General features: G+C 46.6%; 20 protein-coding genes. 17 read left to right on the top strand and 3 right to left on the bottom strand.

The window, feature by feature from the left end; genetic code table 11:
* The first annotated feature begins 264 nt into the window (after window positions 1-264).
* From BLW33_RS04650 to BLW33_RS04570, 17 genes are all read left to right on the top strand, one after another.
* A complete protein-coding gene (locus tag BLW33_RS04650) occupies window positions 265-573 on the top strand; it encodes a hypothetical protein (protein WP_143032590.1) in 309 nt (102 codons plus the stop codon).
* On the top strand, window positions 570-2447 hold the full coding sequence (locus BLW33_RS04645; RefSeq protein ID WP_090305779.1) for a V-type ATP synthase subunit I: 1878 nt from the start codon (window positions 570-572) through the stop codon (window positions 2445-2447). The genes BLW33_RS04650 and BLW33_RS04645 overlap by 4 nt, the downstream gene beginning before the upstream one ends.
* A gap of 19 nt (window positions 2448-2466) precedes the next feature.
* Window positions 2467-2940, top strand: a complete 474-nt coding sequence (locus BLW33_RS04640) for a V-type ATP synthase subunit K (protein ID WP_090305776.1) — start codon at window positions 2467-2469, stop codon at window positions 2938-2940.
* Window positions 2941-2968: 28 nt separating this feature from the next.
* Window positions 2969-3580 (top strand): V-type ATP synthase subunit E, encoded by a 612-nt coding sequence (locus BLW33_RS04635; RefSeq protein ID WP_090305773.1) that lies wholly within the window; start codon window positions 2969-2971, stop codon window positions 3578-3580.
* 1 nt (window position 3581) lies between these two features.
* The gene (locus tag BLW33_RS04630) at window positions 3582-4544 is read left to right on the top strand and encodes a V-type ATPase subunit (protein WP_176966630.1); all 963 of its coding nucleotides are present in this window, start codon (window positions 3582-3584) and stop codon (window positions 4542-4544) included.
* Window positions 4545-4871 (top strand): V-type ATP synthase subunit F, encoded by a 327-nt coding sequence (locus tag BLW33_RS04625; RefSeq protein ID WP_090243138.1) that lies wholly within the window; start codon window positions 4545-4547, stop codon window positions 4869-4871. It abuts the gene before it with no gap.
* 20 nt (window positions 4872-4891) lie between these two features.
* Window positions 4892-6697: a V-type ATP synthase subunit A gene (locus BLW33_RS04620; protein ID WP_090305768.1), complete on the top strand. Its 1806-nt coding sequence runs from the start codon at window positions 4892-4894 to the stop codon at window positions 6695-6697.
* Complete coding sequence (locus BLW33_RS04615; RefSeq protein ID WP_090306017.1) at window positions 6690-8078, top strand: V-type ATP synthase subunit B; 1389 nt, start codon at window positions 6690-6692, stop codon at window positions 8076-8078. Before BLW33_RS04620 ends, BLW33_RS04615 begins: the two co-directional genes overlap by 8 nt.
* Before the next feature lie 3 nt (window positions 8079-8081).
* Complete coding sequence (locus BLW33_RS04610; protein WP_090243134.1) at window positions 8082-8714, top strand: V-type ATP synthase subunit D; 633 nt, start codon at window positions 8082-8084, stop codon at window positions 8712-8714.
* A 174-nt stretch (window positions 8715-8888) separates the two neighbouring features.
* Entirely contained in the window at window positions 8889-9152 is a 264-nt protein-coding gene (locus BLW33_RS04605) for a GIY-YIG nuclease family protein (protein WP_090305766.1), read from the top strand.
* Window positions 9152-10171, top strand: a complete 1020-nt coding sequence (locus tag BLW33_RS04600) for a potassium channel family protein (protein ID WP_090305763.1) — start codon at window positions 9152-9154, stop codon at window positions 10169-10171. The genes BLW33_RS04605 and BLW33_RS04600 overlap by 1 nt, the downstream gene beginning before the upstream one ends.
* On the top strand, window positions 10153-10617 hold the full coding sequence (locus BLW33_RS04595; RefSeq protein WP_090305760.1) for a YbaK/EbsC family protein: 465 nt from the start codon (window positions 10153-10155) through the stop codon (window positions 10615-10617). The genes BLW33_RS04600 and BLW33_RS04595 overlap by 19 nt, the downstream gene beginning before the upstream one ends.
* Before the next feature lie 35 nt (window positions 10618-10652).
* Window positions 10653-11480, top strand: coding sequence for an Mrp/NBP35 family ATP-binding protein (locus tag BLW33_RS04590; protein ID WP_090305757.1), 828 nt, complete (start codon window positions 10653-10655; stop codon window positions 11478-11480).
* 20 nt (window positions 11481-11500) lie between these two features.
* Window positions 11501-12205 (top strand): ABC transporter ATP-binding protein, encoded by a 705-nt coding sequence (locus tag BLW33_RS04585; RefSeq protein WP_090243124.1) that lies wholly within the window; start codon window positions 11501-11503, stop codon window positions 12203-12205.
* 32 nt (window positions 12206-12237) lie between these two features.
* Window positions 12238-13113 carry a pyridoxamine kinase gene (locus BLW33_RS04580; RefSeq protein ID WP_090306015.1) on the top strand — a complete coding sequence of 292 codons (876 nt, stop codon included), beginning with the start codon at window positions 12238-12240 and terminating at the stop codon, window positions 13111-13113.
* Between the two features lie 2 nt (window positions 13114-13115).
* Window positions 13116-14723, top strand: a complete 1608-nt coding sequence (locus tag BLW33_RS04575) for a 6-pyruvoyl-tetrahydropterin synthase-related protein (protein ID WP_090305754.1) — start codon at window positions 13116-13118, stop codon at window positions 14721-14723.
* A complete protein-coding gene (locus BLW33_RS04570; RefSeq protein ID WP_090305751.1) occupies window positions 14720-16492 on the top strand; it encodes a phospholipid carrier-dependent glycosyltransferase in 1773 nt (590 codons plus the stop codon). The genes BLW33_RS04575 and BLW33_RS04570 overlap by 4 nt, the downstream gene beginning before the upstream one ends.
* 82 nt (window positions 16493-16574) lie before the next feature.
* Here the strand turns inward: BLW33_RS04570 and BLW33_RS04565 are convergent, their stop codons facing one another.
* The 3 genes from BLW33_RS04565 to BLW33_RS04555 all read right to left on the bottom strand — a co-directional run bounded on the left by BLW33_RS04565 (window position 16575) and on the right by BLW33_RS04555 (window position 19067).
* Complete coding sequence (locus BLW33_RS04565; protein WP_090305748.1) at window positions 16575-17261, bottom strand: putative ABC transporter permease; 687 nt, start codon at window positions 17259-17261, stop codon at window positions 16575-16577.
* Window positions 17262-17362: 101 nt separating this feature from the next.
* Window positions 17363-18133, bottom strand: coding sequence for an ABC transporter permease (locus tag BLW33_RS04560; RefSeq protein WP_090305744.1), 771 nt, complete (start codon window positions 18131-18133; stop codon window positions 17363-17365).
* Window positions 18126-19067 carry an ABC transporter ATP-binding protein gene (locus BLW33_RS04555; RefSeq protein ID WP_090305741.1) on the bottom strand — a complete coding sequence of 314 codons (942 nt, stop codon included), beginning with the start codon at window positions 19065-19067 and terminating at the stop codon, window positions 18126-18128. Before BLW33_RS04555 ends, BLW33_RS04560 begins: the two co-directional genes overlap by 8 nt.
* Window positions 19068-19288 lie beyond the last annotated feature (221 nt).

Here is a 19288-nt window from a genome sequence, read left to right as displayed (position 1 = left end):
AAGAAAATGCCTAGATGTTTAAAATGATCCGATGTGAGAGTTTCATCAGCATTCAACCATCTTTTTTCTTCTTATTTATATAGAGTAAGGGTAGAATACAAAAGAATTCTTTTTATATGACAAAGACATACAAATGTTTACAAAAAGTGTAAAAAAACGCTTGCAAAAGAATTTATTCCGTGGTATTGTGATAACATGAGAGAAAAAATTATCATTTTACTGATAATTTTCTCGCAATAAAAAAAAGAAAGGCGGTGAAAGATAATGTCAATTCTTGATACCATCGCTGAGGCAGAAGCACGTGCGACACAAATTAGAAATGATGCTCGGGTGGAGTCTCGCGAAATGTTACGGACAATGGAGCAAAATGCTTTGTCCAAACAAAAGCATGCCCTGGATGCATGTCGGTCGGATCAGGAAAAGTTGGCGGAAGAAGCAAGGGTCAAGGCACGACTCTCAATGGATGACTCCCTGAGGAAGCAGGACGATCAGGATCAGAAGTTTGCCGAAGACGCCCGAAAACGACTGGCCGATACGGTATCTTTTGTTCTGGAAAGGATTGTGGACCAATGATCGTTCCGATGAAAAAAGCGCGGCTGATCGCCCTGAAGGAGAACAAAGAAAGTTTATTAAAAAGCCTTCAGCGCACTGGCGAATTCATGGTGATCGAGCCGGATGATGCTGAGCAAGCAGGCGGGGATAATGATGCCTCGGATTTGAAGGCCCAGCAATCCAAGGCAATGCTTGCTTTTTTAGAGAAATATCGAGAAAAAAGCAAGTTTTTTGAAGAGCGTCCCAACGTTGATTCCCAGACCTTTTTCTCCCAAAATCCCCAGGGAGCCGATTTAGCGGCCCAATTAGAAGTGTTAAACACTCAGATGGGTGAGCTCCACGGGAAAATCGCCGCCTTAAAAGCACAAAATACCCAGCTTTTACCATGGCTGAGTTTACCCATTCCAGTAGAAAGTCTTCCAGGAACGGCTAGCGTAGCCTTTCACACCGGCTATGTACCCATGCCGGTTTTGGAGGAAGCCGTCCGTTTAGTTGAAGATGCTGGTGGAGATTTTATTCGTATGGATGTTGCCCAGGAGGGACTTGCATCCCTGATCTCTCTTTATCGTAAGGACGAGGCAGATACCCTGGATGCCCTTAAAGCCATGGGATTTGTAGAAGGCAGCCCCCCAAGGGTGGTCGGCCTGACCAAGGCCGTATACGATAGGAATGACGATGCCATTAAAGTGGCGGAACAGGAAATGGCCGGTATCGACGACCAGGTCCGAAAGCTCTTTCCCGAGCGGGAAAAGCTCGAACTCCTGTCTGCCCAGTACGATGCACAATCCGAGCGCAAGCAGGTCAAGGGCAGTGAAACCTTAGAAACCATCCAAATTATGGCCTGGGTCCGAAGTGATAAGCTGGAGGTCGTCAAGAAAGCGGTGGAATCCGTAACTGAGTTTTATGATTTATCCTATACGGATCCTGGGGATGACGAAGAACCGCCAACAGTGACAAAGAACAGCCATTTCCTATCCCAATTCGAAACGATTACGGATATGTTTTCATTGCCGAAGCCTGGTACCATTGACCCAGCACCCATTGCCGGATTGTGGTATTGGATCATCTTTGGGATGATGATGGGAGATGTGGGCTATGGGGTCGTGATGGCGATCCTCTTCTACGCCTTTAAGAAGATCAAGAAGCCCCAGGGAGATTTTGGCCGATTGATTAATGTCCTCTTTTATGGCAGCTTCCCGACGATTATTTTTGGTATACTCTTTGGGAGCTATTTTGGTGAAACCTGGAATCCTATTCTCTTTGCTCCTCTGGATAACCCCATCAATATGCTGATTGTTACCTTGATTGTCGGGGTCCTCCATATTTTCTCAGGTATGGGAATAAAGATCGCCGAGGAGGTAAAGGCTGGAAGATGGATGGACGCAATTTTTGACCAAGTGAGCTGGATGGTTTTAATTGTGGGACTCGGGTTTATGTTTTTAGAACCGCTGAAAACCGCAGGAATGTGGATGGCCATTGGTGGCGCTGTTGTGATCCTTTGTACTGCTGGTCGCGAGAAGCCTGGGATTGTTGGCAAGATCACTGGAGGGCTTTTAGGATTGTACGATATCAGCAGCTATATGAGCGATATTCTATCCTACTCCCGTATTCTGGCACTCAGTTTGGCAACCGGTGTTATCGGTATGGTTATGAACCTTTTAGCTGGCATGGTCAGTGGCAGTGTCATTGGTTTCATTTTTGCAATACTCATTTATTTAGTGGGGCATTCCTTTAATCTGGCCATGAGCTTATTATCGGCCTATGTCCATGATAGCCGTCTGCAATATATTGAGTTTTTCAATAAGTTCTATGAAGGCGGGGGTTACGCCTTCAAACCCTTATCCATTCAATCCAAGTACATTGATGTGATTGATGGAGAGAATTCTGAATCTTAAATTTTAGGAGGAAAAAACAATGACTACAGGATTAATTATCGCAATTTGTGGTGCCGCTGTTTGCGCTGCTTTTGCAGGGATTGGCTCAGCCAACGGGGTGCAGTGTGCCGGTAAAGCGGCTGCAGGTGTTTGTGCAGAGAAGCCAGAATTATTCGGGAAACTGTTGGTGCTCCAGGCCCTTCCAGGTACCCAGGGGATTTATGGATTCCTTGTCTCTGTTCTGATTATGGTACAGACTGGCGTTCTTTCCGGGTCTCCAGCGAACCTTTCCATTGAACAGGGATTGGCTTTCTTTTGTGCAGGACTTCCCATCGCCATTGTCGGGTGGTGGTCTGGAATTTATCAGGGGCGGACAGCTGCTGCCTCAATCCATATGACCGGTAAGGATCCTTCTGCTTCTGCAAAGGGTATTACCATGACCGCTTTGGTTGAAACCTACGCCATTCTGGCATTACTCGTCTCCATCCTGCTGCTTTTCGGAATTACCGTTTAGTAAATTCCTTTGAAAGGACGTGTCTGATATGGCTTCAGATAAAATAGTAGCAAAAATCATTGAAAACGCAGAAAATGATGCGAAAACGATCCGACAGGAAGCACAGGATAAAGCGCAGACACTCATTGCCGCCATTGATGAACAAACAGGGGTCGCCTTAGCCGACATGGAAGAAGCCAGTAAGAAGAACATTGCTGAAATCCAACGCCGTAGTGATTTGATGACCCGACTGGAAAACCGTAAAAAGCATTTATTGGTTAAACAAAGTATTTTGGATGAAACCTTTAAGCATGCACGTATGGCTCTGGATGCTCTTAGTGGCGAAGCCTGGGAAAAGCTGATTACACGAATCGTTTTGGATGGGGCTTCCACTGGACAGGAACAACTGCAGGTTCCCCAGAAAGACCGGGAGCGATATATGGGTGCCAATGGTATGCTGACGCGTCTCAATACAGCGCTTAAGGCCAAGGGACTTCCTGGAGAGCTCACCTTGAGTGAGGATGATGCTCCCTTTAAAGCAGGCGTACGCCTCGTTGGAGAGCGCTTTGATGTTAATGGTTCCTTTGACCGGTTAATTGATGATGCACGGATTACCTATGAGCGGGAGGCTGCTGATATCTTGTTCCCTGCGGAGGTGTAGCATGGCAGCAGATTATCTTTTCGCCGTCGGGCGCATTAAAGCCCTGGAGGATACCCTTCTGGATGCGACACAATGGCAGCGCCTGAGTGAAGCAGATATTCCAGAGGGCATGAAGATTTTGGAGGAAGCGGGCTATGGTGCTGATTCTGAGGATAAACAGGACCTCGAAGCCCTAATCGGGACAGAAATCACCGATGCACGGACTTTGATTGCGGAAATCTGCCCAGAACCCGAGCTTTCGGATTTATTCCTTTTGCCGACGGATGGACATAATATCAAGGTGATTTTAAAAGGGATACTGAATCGGAAGGCATCGCCAGAGCTTTTGCTTGGCGGAGGAAGTATTTCCCTCGATTTGTTGGATAAGAGCATTGATTCAGGCAATTACGATGCCATTCCAGAGGCATTAGCTCAAGCGATGCGTAAAGCTGAAAATCAGGAGGATCCCCGGGTCCTCAGCGCAATCATTGACGATGGCGTCTATGCTGAAATTTTGGAAGTTTTGGAAAAAAAGAAGAATGACTTATTGTCAAAATATTTTAATGCCAAAATTACGTTTACCAATATACTGACGATTGTCCGATGCAATATCTTAAGTTGGGAACAGTCTAAGGCAAAGCCTCTGTTGTTAAACGGGGGGAACCTTGATGAAAAGACGCTGTTGGATGCCCTGGGGCTGGCACCAGAGCAGCTTTCAGCACAACTGGCCACTGGTGAGTATAGTACCCTCATCAAGGAACGCCTTGATGATTTCGCGCAAGATAAAGATATCACCAATCTGGAACAAGGCCTTGAAAATGCCGCGCTTTCCATTATCCATAATGCCAGAATGGATTCCTTTGGCATTGGTCCCATTATTAATTATCTTTTGAGTAAGCTTAACGAAGGGCGAGCTTTACGGATACTTTTTGCCGCTAAACGTGCGGGTATCAAAGTGCCGCTTTCCCAGCTGGGGGTGATTTAAATGAGTGAACACCAACATAAAGGAAAGGTCGCTGTCATCGGAGATCGGGATTCCGTTATGATTTTTCAGGCATTGGGTTTTCATACGGTTTATGCCGATGACCCCCTTACCATTGAAAAAGCGATTCATCGTTTGTCCCGGGAGGGCTTTCCGGTGATTTACATCACCGAGACGGCAGCTGCCCAGGCCGAGGATACCATTAATCTATACAAGACAGAGCCCTATCCTGCCATTATACCCATTCCCAGTCGTTTTGGCTCGGAAGGCGTTGGGATGAAAGGGATTCAGGATAACATTGAAAAAGCTATTGGCGCAGATATTTTATAAAAGAAAGGGGTGGATAACACATGATTTCGCCCAGTGAAAAACCATTGGAAAAAAGTGTTGGCACCATCGTCAAGGTTGCTGGCCCCCTCATCGTCGCAAAGGGCATGTCTGATGTCCAGATGTACGATGTGGTTCGGGTTAGTGAGAAACGCTTGATTGGTGAGGTCATTGAACTGAGGGGCGACCGTGCCTCAATACAGGTCTATGAAGAAACGGCAGGCCTTGGACCAGGAGAGCCCGTTTATCAGACGGGTGAAGCGCTTTCTGTTGAGTTGGCACCGGGTATCATCGAAGGAATCTTCGATGGGATCCAGCGTCCATTAACGGCCATTTATGAAGCCGCTGGAGACCGGATTGCCAGAGGGGTCGATGTTCCCAAGCTAAACCGGGAAAAGAAATGGCCATTTGTCCCATCGGTTAAGGAAGGGGATATGGTTTTACCCGGAGATGTCCTGGGAACCGTACAGGAAACACCTGCTGTTCTCCAGAAAATCATGGTGCCTGCAAAAATCGAGGGTAAAATCACCTGGATTTTTGATGGAGAAGCGACCATTGTAGAACCCATTGCTAAAATTGAAACGGTGGATGGGAAGGAGCATATCATTCAGATGCTTCGAAGTTGGCCAGTCCGTCGTGGACGCCCTTATCAGGAAAAGCTGGCTCCCGATGAACCGATGGTTACGGGTCAACGTGTCATCGATACGCTATTCCCCATCGCTAAGGGGGGAATTGCCGCCATTCCAGGACCTTTTGGCTCCGGGAAAACCGTTGTCCAGCATCAGCTGGCTAAGTGGGCCGATGCGGATATCATCGTTTATATCGGATGTGGCGAGCGTGGCAATGAAATGACCGACGTGCTTATGGAGTTCCCGGAACTCCACGATCCACGGACGGGGATGTCTCTAATGAAGCGGACCGTCCTCATTGCTAATACCTCGGATATGCCGGTGGCAGCCCGTGAAGCGTCGATTTATACTGGGATTACCATTGCCGAGTATTTTAGAGATATGGGCTATAAGGTTGCTATTATGGCGGATTCCACCTCCCGTTGGGCTGAAGCCTTACGCGAAATGTCCGGGCGGCTGGAAGAAATGCCTGGAGAAGAAGGGTATCCTGCGTATCTTAGCTCACGTTTGGCAGAGTTTTACGAACGGGCTGGTTTTGTCCGCTGCCTGGGTAGTGATGAACGCTATGGTGCCATCACCGCTATTGGGGCGGTTTCACCGCCAGGTGGGGATATTTCAGAGCCGGTTTCCCAAGCGACCCTTCGAATCGTAAAGGTGTTTTGGAGCTTATCGGCCAGTCTGGCGTACAAGCGTCATTTCCCGGCCATCGACTGGCTGCAGAGCTATAGCTTGTACAGTGATCGCTTAAACACATTCTTCGATGATGTAGTGGCCACAGATTGGTCTGCCCAGGTGCAGTTGACCATGAAGCTGCTTCAGGAGGAATCCGAATTAGAAGAAATCGTCCGTTTGGTCGGGGTGGATGCCCTGAGCTTTAAAGACCGTTTAACCTTGGAGTGTACCCAGTCCATTCGGGAAGATTATCTGCATCAATCGGCCTTTGATGATATCGACACCTATTCCTCACTGGCAAAGCAGTACGATATGCTGAGAATGATTTTGACCTGGTACCAAAAGGGGCAGCAGGCTTTGGAAATGGATGTGCCCTTTGATAAGATTATTTCTATGTCGGTGAGAGAAGCCATTGCTAGAATGAAATACGTTCCAGAGGATCAAAAGGAAACCCGCTTTGTAGAAATTGAACAAGAGTTGGCCAATGAATTTAATGTGCTGATGGAGGACTACGATGACGCTGAATAAAGAATATAAAACCATACAAGAAGTCGTCGGCCCTCTGATGCTGGTGGATGAGGTCGAAGGGATTAAATACGATGAGCTCGTCGAAATCCAACAGGCTGATGGTGAAAAGCGCATCGGTAAGGTTCTGGAGGTCGATGGCGATAAGGCCATGGTTCAGCTTTTTGAAAGCTCCCAGGGACTTCGGATTTCCGACTCAAAGGTTCGTTTTGAAGGCCATGGCATGGAGTTGGGCGTCAGTAAGGATATGCTTGGCCGCGTTTTCGATGGCATGGGCCGTCCTAAGGACGGTGGTCCCGCCATCATCCCTGAAAAGCGAATGGATATCAATGGCTCGCCCATGAATCCTGTGGCCAGGGACTACCCGGCAGAATTTATCCAAACAGGGGTTTCCGCTATTGACGGTTTGAACACCCTGGTACGTGGGCAAAAGTTACCGGTTTTCTCCGGCTCTGGTCTGCCCCATGCCCAGCTGGCGGCTCAAATTGCGCGGCAGGCAAAGGTTTTAGACAATGATGAAGGCTTTGCTGTCGTCTTCGCCGCCATTGGGATTACCTTTGAAGAAGCCGATTATTTTGTGAAAGATTTCCGCCGTACCGGAGCCATCGAACGGGCTGTCCTCTTTATGAACTACGCCAATGACCCGGCGGTAGAACGTATTTCGACACCCCGTATGGCCATTACCTGTGCGGAGTATTTGGCCTATGAATTAGATATGCAGGTTCTGGTTATTATGACCGATATCACCAATTATGCGGAAGCCCTCCGTGAGGTGTCCGCAGCCCGGAAAGAAGTTCCTGGCCGCCGTGGTTATCCAGGGTACCTGTATACGGACCTGGCTACCCTTTACGAACGGGCAGGCCGTATCCGTGGGAAGAAGGGCTCCATCACCCAGATTCCGATTTTGACCATGCCCGAGGATGATAAAACCCATCCAATCCCAGACCTTACGGGCTATATCACAGAAGGGCAGATTATTTTGTCCCGGGATTTATATCGCCGGGGCATTACACCGCCCATCGATGTGCTGCCCTCCCTAAGCCGTTTGAAGGATAAGGGAATCGGGGACGGGAAGACCCGTCGGGACCATGCAGATACGATGAACCAATTGTTCTCGGCCTATGCCCGTGGAAAGGATGCCAAGGAGTTGGCTGTTATCCTTGGGGATGCGGCGTTATCTGATGTGGATAAGGTCTATGCGCGTTTCGCTACAGAGTTCGAAGAAGTCTATATTTCCCAGGGTTTTGAAACGAATCGTAGCATTGAAGAAACACTGGCCATCGGTTGGGAATTGTTATCCATTCTGCCCCGAACCGAGCTGAAACGTATTAAAGACGAGTATATCGATGCTTATTGTCCAACCCTTGTAGAAGAGGAGGAATAGGCCATGGCTATTCGTGTGAATCCGACAAGAATGGAGCTCACACGCCTGAAAAAGCGTTTGAAGACTGCAGTACGCGGTCACAAGCTCCTTAAGGATAAACGGGACGAAATGGTCCGTCAGTTCATGGGATATATCCGACGGAACAAGGCGTTGAGGGAAGAGATTGATGAAAAGCTTGCAGCGGCAATGGCTCAATTTTCCGTAGCCAGTGCGCGGATGGGCTCGGATGCTGTAGCAGAAGCACTTTTGTGCCCCGCCAGACAGGCTGAAATCCAGGTTGGAACCCAAAATATCATGAATTGTGATGTTCCGACAATCCGCTACAGCTCTTACCATGAAACAGCAGATTTACCCTATGGGTTTGCCTTCTCTTCAGGAGAGCTGGATCAATCTGTACTTGATGTTGCAGAGCTGCTACCTTTATTGATTGAATTGGCCGAGGTAGAAAAAACCTGTAATCTTTTGGCTGATGAAATTGAAAAAACCCGGCGCCGTGTGAATGCCCTTGAGCATGTCATGATCCCGGAAATGCAGACCACCATCAAATACATTACGATGAAGCTTGCGGAAAATGAGCAGGGCAACATCACCCGCTTGATGAAGGTTAAGGAAATGATGCTAAAGCAGGACCAATAATCGACAAAATCATCACAAGAAGAGCAACTGATCATTTTTTATAGAGATGATTCAGTTGCTTTTATTGATTTCTTCTTGTGATCATTCTGAGCAAAGTTCCGGAAAAAGTGACAATTATTGGACAGAGAAAGCTCCATTGTGTATAATGAAATAAACTGGAAATTGGGGGTGTCAATGGGAAAACATTTCGTCTATATCCTTCGTTGTGCCGATGATACCCTGTATACGGGGTGGACCACCGATCTTCATCGCCGGATAAGGACTCATAATCAGGGCAATGGCGCAAAATATACTAAAAATCGTTTGCCTGTTATCCTGGAGTACTATGAAGTTTTTAATGAAAAAGGGGATGCCCTTAGCCGTGAAGCGGCGATTAAAAAACTGTCCCGTTTTAAAAAGCTCGAATTAATTGCCCAGCAACAAGGAGAGTCAGACTAATGGAAAAAGAAGCACTAGCCTTAATGAGTGGTGATACGATCATCTTTTTTTATGACTTATTTGTACTATGCCTTTTTTTATTTGAACTTTTTTTGTATGTTAATCGAAAAAAGCTCCTTCTGGAGTTTAAAGAGAATCGAAAAACAGGCAAACCCATTCCCCGTTTTAAAAGAGTCTTGTGGAAATTGGTTATTTATTACGATCGCCATGGGGTTTTAACGGTAAATACAATTCTGCTTATTATTCTGTTGGGGACGAGTTTATCCTCCGGAGCGGTTGGAAGTGGTGAGCTGTTAGCTTTAGCCTGTTTTACCGTTAGCTTTATGGGGATTATGTACTTTACCAAACGTTTATTCGTGGGTCTGGATCATTTTAAAGATGGCCTGGTGGGCCGTTGTGTGGATGTGGTCTTTTATTTAATATTAGGCCATTGCTTTGTTTCCTTCTCATCCTTTATTGAACATCCAAGCCTTCCCTTGACCCTTGGCGGTTTATTGGCGGCACTTGCCCTATGCTTTCTAGTCATGGTTCGTGCCATTATTAACCCCATGGTCCTGGTACGGCCCAGTCGCTTCAAAAAGAAGAAAAAAGACGCCCTTGGAATTCTCAAGGGAATGGGTGTGTTAATGGTTTGCGTACTGACGATTTTGTACTTGATGGTATTTAGTTGCTGGTCCAATAACCCAGGGTATTACATCAGTACCTCAGGGCAGCCTATCGATGCTTTGGACTTGATCTATTATCTTTTTGTTGCGTTTTCGACCATTGGATTCGGTGATATTGTGCCTGTGCGGGCTGATGGCCTGTTTTATAGCCGCTTAGTGGCCATTACGATTGCCATTGCCAGTATCTTCACCACGGCTTGTTTTGTGGGTTCTGTGGTTGCTGGTGCTTCCAATAGCGCGGCTGATGATATGGATGATGTCTCGGTTCAGGAAGCAGAAGAAGCGGAGGATTCCCTGGAAGAGAATGAAGCCAATACAGAAATTAAGGAGGAGACATGTCAGTCGAGAAAGTAAAACAATACTTAAGCCGTTTTGGAAAGGATGGAGACGTCCTGATCTTAACGGAATCCACGGCAACCGTTCAGCTGGCGGCAGAGGCCATCCATGTGGCGCCTGATCAAATTGCAAAATCCCTGACCTTTAGAAATGGCGAGGGCTGTATCCTTGTTGTGATGTCTGGTGATGCCCGGGTGGATAACCAAAAATTCAAGGAGGCCTTTAGTCTACGGGCAAAGATGTGTAAGCCCGACGAGGTCGAAGCATACACGGGCCATGAGGTTGGCGGAGTTTGCCCCTTTGCCGTTTCCAAGGAGCACACTGCAGTGTACTTAGACAATAGTCTGAAACGCTATGGACTGGTTTATCCGGCAGCTGGCGATGCCAACAGCATGGTACCCATGACCCTGGATGAACTTTGGGAATGCTCCGGGGCAGTGGGATGGGTTGAGATTACCAAATAAATCATAATATCGAATTTTAAGAAAACGAGGTTGAAATGAGCGAAGAACAATGTACACATGATTGCAATACCTGTGGGTCGGATTGTGGGGACCGTCAGGAAACAGATTTTTCGGTGGCACCCCACCCCATGAGTCAGGTCAAAAGGGTCATCGGTGTTGTCAGTGGTAAAGGGGGAGTTGGGAAGTCCCTTGTTACTTCTGAGATGGCGGTCACCATGCGTCGTCGCGGGGCGGAGGTTGGAATCCTAGATGCTGATATTACAGGTCCTTCTATTCCAAAAGCCTTTGGGCTCACCGAAAAAGCCATTGGTTCAGAAAATGGGATTTATCCTGTCCGGACGAAAACAGGAATTGATGTCATGTCGATGAATCTCCTCCTAGAAAATGAAACAGACCCTGTGGTGTGGCGGGGCCCCGTCATTGCTGGGGCAGTCAAACAGTTTTGGAGCGATGTGATCTGGGACCATAAGGAGTATTTATTTGTAGATATGCCTCCGGGAACGGGAGATGTCCCCCTGACGGTATTTCAGTCCCTTCCTATCGATGGAATCATTATCGTAACTTCTCCCCAGGAATTGGTTTCCATGATTGTTGAGAAAGCGCTGGTCATGGCTCAGATGATGAATGTTCCGGTTTTAGGAATCGTCGAAAATATGAGCTATTTTAAATGTCCCAATTGTGATGACATTTATCATATCTTTGGGGATAGCAAAATTGATGAAATTGCCGCAGCAAACCATATCCCAGTTTTAGCAAAGGTTCCCATCGATCCGGAAATTGCCAAAAAGGTCGATGCCGGAAACATCGAAGACTACGACGGCACTTGGTTTGATCAGGCTGCTGATGTGATCGAAGCATTGTGATCGGAAAGGAGTGGTCCCACATGGCACACTTTGTCGAGTTTAAGAATGTTTATAAACGTTATAAAATGGGAGAAGTGACCATCAATGCGGCCAATGGGATCACCTTTGGAATTGATGCGGGAGAATTCGCCATTGTCGTTGGGCCCAGCGGGGCAGGGAAGACAACGGTGCTGAACATCCTGGGGGGGATGGACCGCTGTGATGAGGGTGAGATTTATGTTGGGGGCAAGGAACTGGCCTGTCTGACGGACAGGGAGCTAGCCACCTATAGACGGTACGATACAGGGTTTGTTTTCCAATTTTATAATTTGGTTCAAAATCTGACAACCATTGAAAATGTCGAATTGGCCACCCAGATCTGTCAGAATCCCATGGACCCTGCTGAAACATTGGCAAAGGTGGGGCTGGCGGATCGCTTGGATAATTTTCCCTCTCAGCTTTCCGGTGGGGAACAGCAGCGGGTAGCCATTGCCCGGGCCTTAGCCAAACGGCCGAAGCTCCTCCTCTGTGATGAGCCAACGGGGGCACTGGACTACAATACCGGAAAAACCATTTTAAAGCTGCTCCAGGATACCTGCCGCAGAGAAAAAATGACGGTTGCCCTCATTACTCACAATCAGGCTATTACACCCATGGCTGATCGGGTGATTACCATGAAGAATGGTAAGGTTCAGGATATGTATCTGAATCCAACACCCACCCCTGTGGATGATATTGAATGGTAGAGAGTTAAGAAGGAGTGCGTATGGATTTAAAAATGAATTCTGATCTTACAAAGCTATCCGGGCCTTTGGACCGGGTGGCCATTGTTCACGATATTTCAGGGTTTGGGAAATGCTCGACAACAGTTGCGCTGCCCATTCTTTCCGCGGCTGGTATTGAAGGCAGCTGTGTGCCCACGGCGGTTCTTTCGACCCACACCGGCGGGTTTTCTGGCTTTACTTATCGCGATTTAACCGATGATCTTGTGGCATTTACGGACCATTGGGCAACCCTTGGTCTTCATTTTAAGGCGATTTACACCGGCTTTCTAGGTTCGCCACGACAGACCGATTTAATTATCCGTTTTATCGAGAAATTAGCCGATACGGAGACTTTGGTTTGTGTCGATCCGGCGATGGCTGATAATGGGGTATTATATTCTGTTTTTGACGACTCCATGGTCGATGCCATGGCATCCCTTTGTCGAAGGGCGGATGTCCTCATCCCAAATATGACCGAAGCGACCCTCCTCCTTGGCGAGGAATACACAGAGGGGCCCTATACCAAAGAGATGATTGAGAGCTATTTAAAAAGATTATCTGAGATGGGACCGAAGAAGGTGGTTTTAACCGGTGTTTTCTTTGAGGAGGCCCATCTGGGAGCCGCCAGCTATGATGCCGCATCAGGGTGTATTCATTATGCCCTGGAGGAAAGAATACCAGGTCAGTTCCACGGGACTGGTGATGTCTTTGCCAGCTTTTTAGTGTCAGGATTGATCAAGGGTTTTTCATTGGAGGATTCCGTTGATTTAGCCGTGAGATTAACCCAGAATTGTATTTGTCGTACCGTGGCCCGGGGAACAAATCCCAGAGAAGGAGTAGACTTTGAAGGGGCTCTGCCGGCCATGATGCAGGCATTGCACCTGGTGTAGGCATGCCTTGGTTCATAAAGCAGGTGAAGGAACCACCTCCATGGCTGATCGGAACCCTTTTAGGTTTAGGGGTTCTTATCAGCCTTTTTCCATTGATCTTCCATTCGGGGATTCCCTTTGGGCACGATGCAAGTTTCCATTTGAGCCGAATTCAGGCACTCTCTAATGCTTTTTCCCAGGGTGTCTTTTATCCAGGGGTTTATGCGGAATATTTTAAGGAATATGGCTACGGCGCCGGGTTATTCTATCCGGATTTCTTTTTATCCATTCCAGCGGCTTTTACCCTTTGGGGGTGCTCTGGGGCAACCGCCCTTAAATTGTATTTTGTCATGGTCAATATTGCCACTGGGATCATTATGTTTTATAGTGTTGGGCGTGTTTACCCCAACCAACCGTGGATTCCGCTAATTTCAGCATGCTTTTATTTACTTTGCTCCTACCATACGACAAATCTATACTATCGCTGTGCCGTTGGTGAATTGACGGCGATGGCCTTCATCCCTTTGATTATTGCTGGGCTTTGGGAGATTTGCGAGAAAAATAGGCATTGGGGAATGCTGACCCTGGGATTTTCAGGGGTCATTTTAAGCCATGTGCTTTCAGCCCTTATTATGGCTATATTCTGCCTGGCCATCTTTTTGTTAAGGATCCGTCGATTTATAGAAGAACCCTCCCGATTTCTGGCGCTTCTTAAAGCAGCAGGAGTCACTTTCTTAATCACTGCTTTTTTCACCCTTCCGATGCTAGAACAACTTTGGCTTAATCCGATTTGGGGAGATACCGGGCTTTTGGGCTCAGTGGCAAACTGGGCGGCATCACCTGTAGACGCCATTCTTTCTCTGCCCGTGGAGCATTTTGGTAGAGAAAATGTCCCGCCATCTGGAGTTGGGGTCATCCTGGTGATCATGGGAATTCTGGGATTCACTCAGAGGCGTCGCTGGTGCTTCGAAACCCAGGTCCTCTTTTGTGGCTTCTTTAGCTTATGGATGGCGACCACCTTATTCCCCTGGGGAATCCTGGTACCCTATTTCCAAAATTTGCAGTTTCCCTGGCGTTTTTATGGATTGGCTAGTGGGATATTTTGCTTTTTTTCAGGGGAGTGTCTTTATCATTTGCACAAAGGGAGAAATGTGATTTGCACTATTTTCTGCCTCGCGGTCCTCACTGCCCTGTTCTTTTGGAATACCACCACGATTTATTCCGTCAGGGGAACGGCTTCGGATAATCCCTATCCCTCTTTTCCGGCAGGGTGTGAATATTTGCCAAAGGAAATGGTCTATGGTGAGTTACTTGAACATCTGGTATCCGATCAATGGGGGACAGAGACAGATGCCTATTCCAAAAAATTCACCATTACCCAAACCGGGTGGCAGTCCCTGCCGATTATTTATTATCCGGGCTATTCGGTACAAATCGAGGGACGTAAAGTTGAGACGCGTAAGGATTCCTCGGGGTTTCTGGAAATCAATTCCAATGAGACGGGGAAGGGGACCCTTCAGTTCATTGGGACACCCCTTCGTCGCTGGTCCGTGGTACTCAGCATTACTTCTGCAGTAATCCTGGGAGGGATGTTCATGGAGCGTCAAGTCAGAAGGGAGAAGAGACAATGAGGGACTACACACGGAAAATGCATTGGAGGGAATGGCTTTTTCTAGCCGTTGTGATTATCTTATACGGTATCGTCGCATTTTACAATCTGGGGGATCCTACAGCACCTGAAACCTATGCGGTTATCGATAATCAAAGCGGTCCATTGTATTTTGAGGTGGCAGAAGCCCCTGCTTCCGTGGCTCTGTATTGTCCGGTCAATAGCTCTACCAAGTATATTGACATCACCATCTCGGCTTCCTCCAATCAGATGGATTGGTCGGTAGCTTTTGATACCGATGATGATTCAAAGGATTATACGGCAGCCATGATCTGGTATGATTATCCCTTATCCTGTAGTGGTGATACGCGGTACATCCGAGTTGACAAGCACGCCGCCTCGAATCGGCTTGTTTTAGCAGAAATCGGGTTTTATAATCAAGAGGGAAAGTTAATCCCGACAAAGGCCCTCAGTCCAAATGGAGGCTTGGTTTTGGATGAACCACAAACCATCTCCCGGGATAGCAATCGAATGAATAGTGCTTATTTTGATGAAAGCTACTTTCCTTCTTCTGCCCTGGAAATGCAGGATGGCTTATCGGTGGCAGAAATGGATCATCCCCCTGTGGGTCGTTTGATCATTGGTTTGGGAATGGATTTATGGGGACGGAATCCCTTCGGTTTTCGGTTTATGCAGGTGTTTTCTGGGATTTTGATGCTGCCATTGCTTTACTTTTTCGGACGATCCCTTTTAAAATCCCCAAAGTGGGCGGGAATGGTTACTTTACTCCTGGCGCTGGATTTTATGCACTATACCCAAACGCGGATAGGGACACTGGATGCCTTTTTGGTACTTTTTATTTTAGGAATGTATGCCTTCATGGTCTTTTATCACAATAGCCAGTGCTTGTGGCGACGCTACCTCTTTTTACTTTTATCAGGGGTCTGTGCTGGCTGTGCCATCGGCACCAAATGGTCCGGCTTGTACGCCGCTGCGGGCTTGGCACTGCTTTATTTTTTCTGGCTCTTCCAGCGAATTCGATTCGCCTGGGGGATAGAAAGGCGCGCTATACTCTATGAGTGTACCTGGTGTATCCTTTGCTTTATTATGATTCCATGCTTAGTTTATGGCCTGAGCTATATTCCCTATGCCCAGACCCTTGGACGCAGCGATTTTTATACAGTCGCCATCGAACACGCTAAACAGATGTTAAGCTATCATACCGGGACATCGACAAATTACAACCATCCCTACTCCTCCCATTGGTGGACATGGTTCCTTGCACTAAAACCCGTGTTTTATTATTTTGAACCAGCACCGGCTAATATCTACCTTTATGCGACGGGAAACCCTATAGTGTGGGGCTTTGGGCTTGTAGGTTCTTTCTACGCCCTATGGCGGGGCATTCGTCGGCTGGATGATGCTGGAATCGTCATTGCCGCGGCCTATTTCAGCCAGTTAATCCCCTGGATATTTATTACGCGGGATACGTTTTTATACCATTATTTTCCAATGGTTCCTTTTTTGATGCTGGCACTGGGATATTTCTTTCAAAATACCTGTACCCATCCCCGGATTGTCGGCTATCGCAATATTTTTATCAGCATCTATCTCTGTGCTGTGGGGATATCCTTCGTGGTGGCTTTTCCCTTTATCTACGGAAGTGGAATATCCTGGGAAACCATTTTAGGGATTCGCTTGGCATTTCAAATCAGCGCACTTCTCTTCGGTGTTCTCTATGTCGGTCTTTTACTTCGGGCATATCGATTGAAGGGACGGGAGATTCTTTAAAGCCCCGATTGCAAACAAAAAATTAAAAAGTTGCCCGTTCTGTTAAGATGACGTGGCAACTTGAAGATATGAAGCATGGGGCCTAATCTGTTAAGGACACCTTTCCAGTATCTATATGGGTGATATTAGGATAGTCCACTTTCATAACGGAATCCGGGTAACGCTTGTTCATTTCAATTTGGATGGAGGTGGTAATTGGGATTCCTCGCTCCCGCTGATTCCAGCACTGAACGGCCACGGCAGATAATGCCATGTCCAAAGAAATAAAAACAACAAAAAAGCAAGCCAATACTACACCCAGTCGGCGGGGAATCATTAAGATAAATCGATGGAGCAAAGGATAGATTTCTTTAATAAACAATACGCCCAATGCTCCCCAGGCAATGGCAAAGCCCAGGCTTGTCCGTCCGAGAATATTGAAAGGCTGATTTGTGTACACCCAGGAAACAGTCCCAGTGAGCTCTTGTTGGACAAAGCTACAACAAAATTCAAAGGCCGAACCAATAACCATGGATAGGAGAAAAACCCATACCCACTTCTTATGCATCAATGGTTTTAGGAATAAAGTGATCAGGACCGCACCAAATCCATAAACAGGATTAAACATTCCATAGATGAGTCCCGAACGATTCTCAATAATGCCCTGGACTAAAAAACAATAGGATGTTTCAACAATAACGCCTAAGAAACCACCCAGGGCAAAAATCCAGATACACTCATAAATGGCGTACCAAACGCCTTGTCGCTTTGCAGTTTTTTCCAGAGTCAAATCATACCTCCTGTGTTATCCCTTTATTTAGTTTTTTTATTGTAGCACAGGAATTTGTAAAACATCTTATAGTTTTATATGCATTGTCCTTTAAAAAGGTGTTAGCTTCTTAAGCCAACCCCTTTTTCAATTAAAGACCAGCAGATGGCATAAAGGACGGTTATAAAAAGAATAAGGATGCCCAGGGACCACAGAATCGGGACATCCGTTACACCCAGAAAACCGAATCGGAAGCCCGAAATCATATAGACGATGGGATTAATTTTGGAAACAGCCTGCCAGACTGGTGGCAGCATTGCAATGGAGTAAAATACACCGCCGAGATAGGTAAGGGGCTGTAACACAAAGGTCGGCACAATCGATACATCGTCAAAGGATTTAGCAAAGATACCATTTAATAACCCCGCCAATGAGAATAAAATGGCGGTCATCAGCAAGGTGACGATAACAATGAACCAGGAATAGACGTGGAGTGGCACAAAGAATAAAGAAATGATGGTAACGAGGGTACCAACCAAGACGCTTCGCCCCAGTCCTCCAATGACAAAGCCAAGAATAATAACCTGTGTTGGAACCGGTGAAACAAGGAGTTCTTCAATGTTCTTTTGGAACTTTTGTGAAAAGAAGGATGAGGCGACATTGGAATAAGAACTTGTGATGACGGACATCATAATGAGTCCAGGCACAATAAACTCCATGTAAGAAAAGCCACCCATTTCTCCAATTCGACCACCGATCAGGTTGCCAAAAATAACAAAGTAAAGGGAGGTGGTAATAACCGGCGGTACCAGGGTCTGAATCCAGATCCGCAGATAGCGATGGGTTTCTTTAGCGGCCAGGCGTTTCAGCGCTGTAAAATAAAGATTAAACATGTTCTTCCTCCGAGTGACGTTTTCCATCGGTAATTTTCAAAAAAAGTTCTTCCAAACGGTTGGATTTATTACGCATCGAGACCACTTTGATACCCTGCTTAGTGAGTTGATTGAAAATTGTATTGACACCTTGATCCCGCTGAACTTCAACAACAAGGGTTCGATTGTCCTTAAGGATGCTTTTGTACCCGGTAATCCGGGGAATTTGATCAGAAGGAGAAGGCTCCAAATCAAAGATAAAGGTTTCAAATTGTAATTTTGATAAAAGATTCTTCATGCTGGTGTTTTCAATTAATTCTCCGGATTGGATAATACCAATATTGCGGCAGAGCATTTCCGCTTCTTCCAGGTAGTGAGTGGTCAGGATAATCGTCGTCCCACCTGTATTCAATTCTCTCAAAAAATCCCACATTTCCCGTCTCAGCTCAATATCGACACCAGCGGTTGGTTCGTCTAAAATGAGTAGGCGTGGCTCATGCATGAGGGCTCTGGCAATCATCAAGCGCCGCTTCATCCCACCTGAAAGCATCCGTGCTCGCTCATTACGTTTCTCCCATAAATCTAATTGGTTTAAATATTTTTCACTGCGGCGCAGTGCCTCCTTGTGGGGAACACCATAATAACCCGCTTGATTAACGACGATTTGCTCAACGGTTTCAAAGGGGTTAAAATTAAATTCTTGGGGAACTAAGCCGATCTGTTGCTTGGCCTGGACCAGATTTGAATCAAGATCATAGCCGAATACCTTCACTGTCCCAGATGTTTTGTTGACCAAGGAGGTCACAATCCCTATAGTCGTCGATTTTCCAGCACCATTGGGGCCAAGAAGTGCATAAAAATCCCCTTCCTCTACAATCAAATCGATGCCGCGCAGTGCTATGACCCCCGATGCATATGTTTTCTTTAAATTTTTTATTTCCAGTGCTGCTGTCATTAAATGTCCTCCTCATCAGTAAATAATCTATTCTTTCGACTATAATCCACGGAATGACAATCGTCAAGTAAAAAATGAATGTATCGCTTTGATGTTGTATGATTATGGGTGACAACTTATTCTCACATTGGACCTATGTCAATACATTGGACACAAAAAGTTGAACTTTTTTATGCCACCCGAATAGCTTCATCCTCCATTTGCTGAGGTGTTTTATATCC

The sequence above is a fragment of the Eubacterium aggregans genome, from assembly GCF_900107815.1.
In the GTDB taxonomy this organism is placed as follows: Bacteria; Bacillota; Clostridia; order Eubacteriales; family Eubacteriaceae; genus Eubacterium_O; species Eubacterium_O aggregans.
The sequence above is the reverse complement of the archived record's forward strand: the minus strand, read 5'-3'. Positions and strand labels throughout refer to the sequence as shown.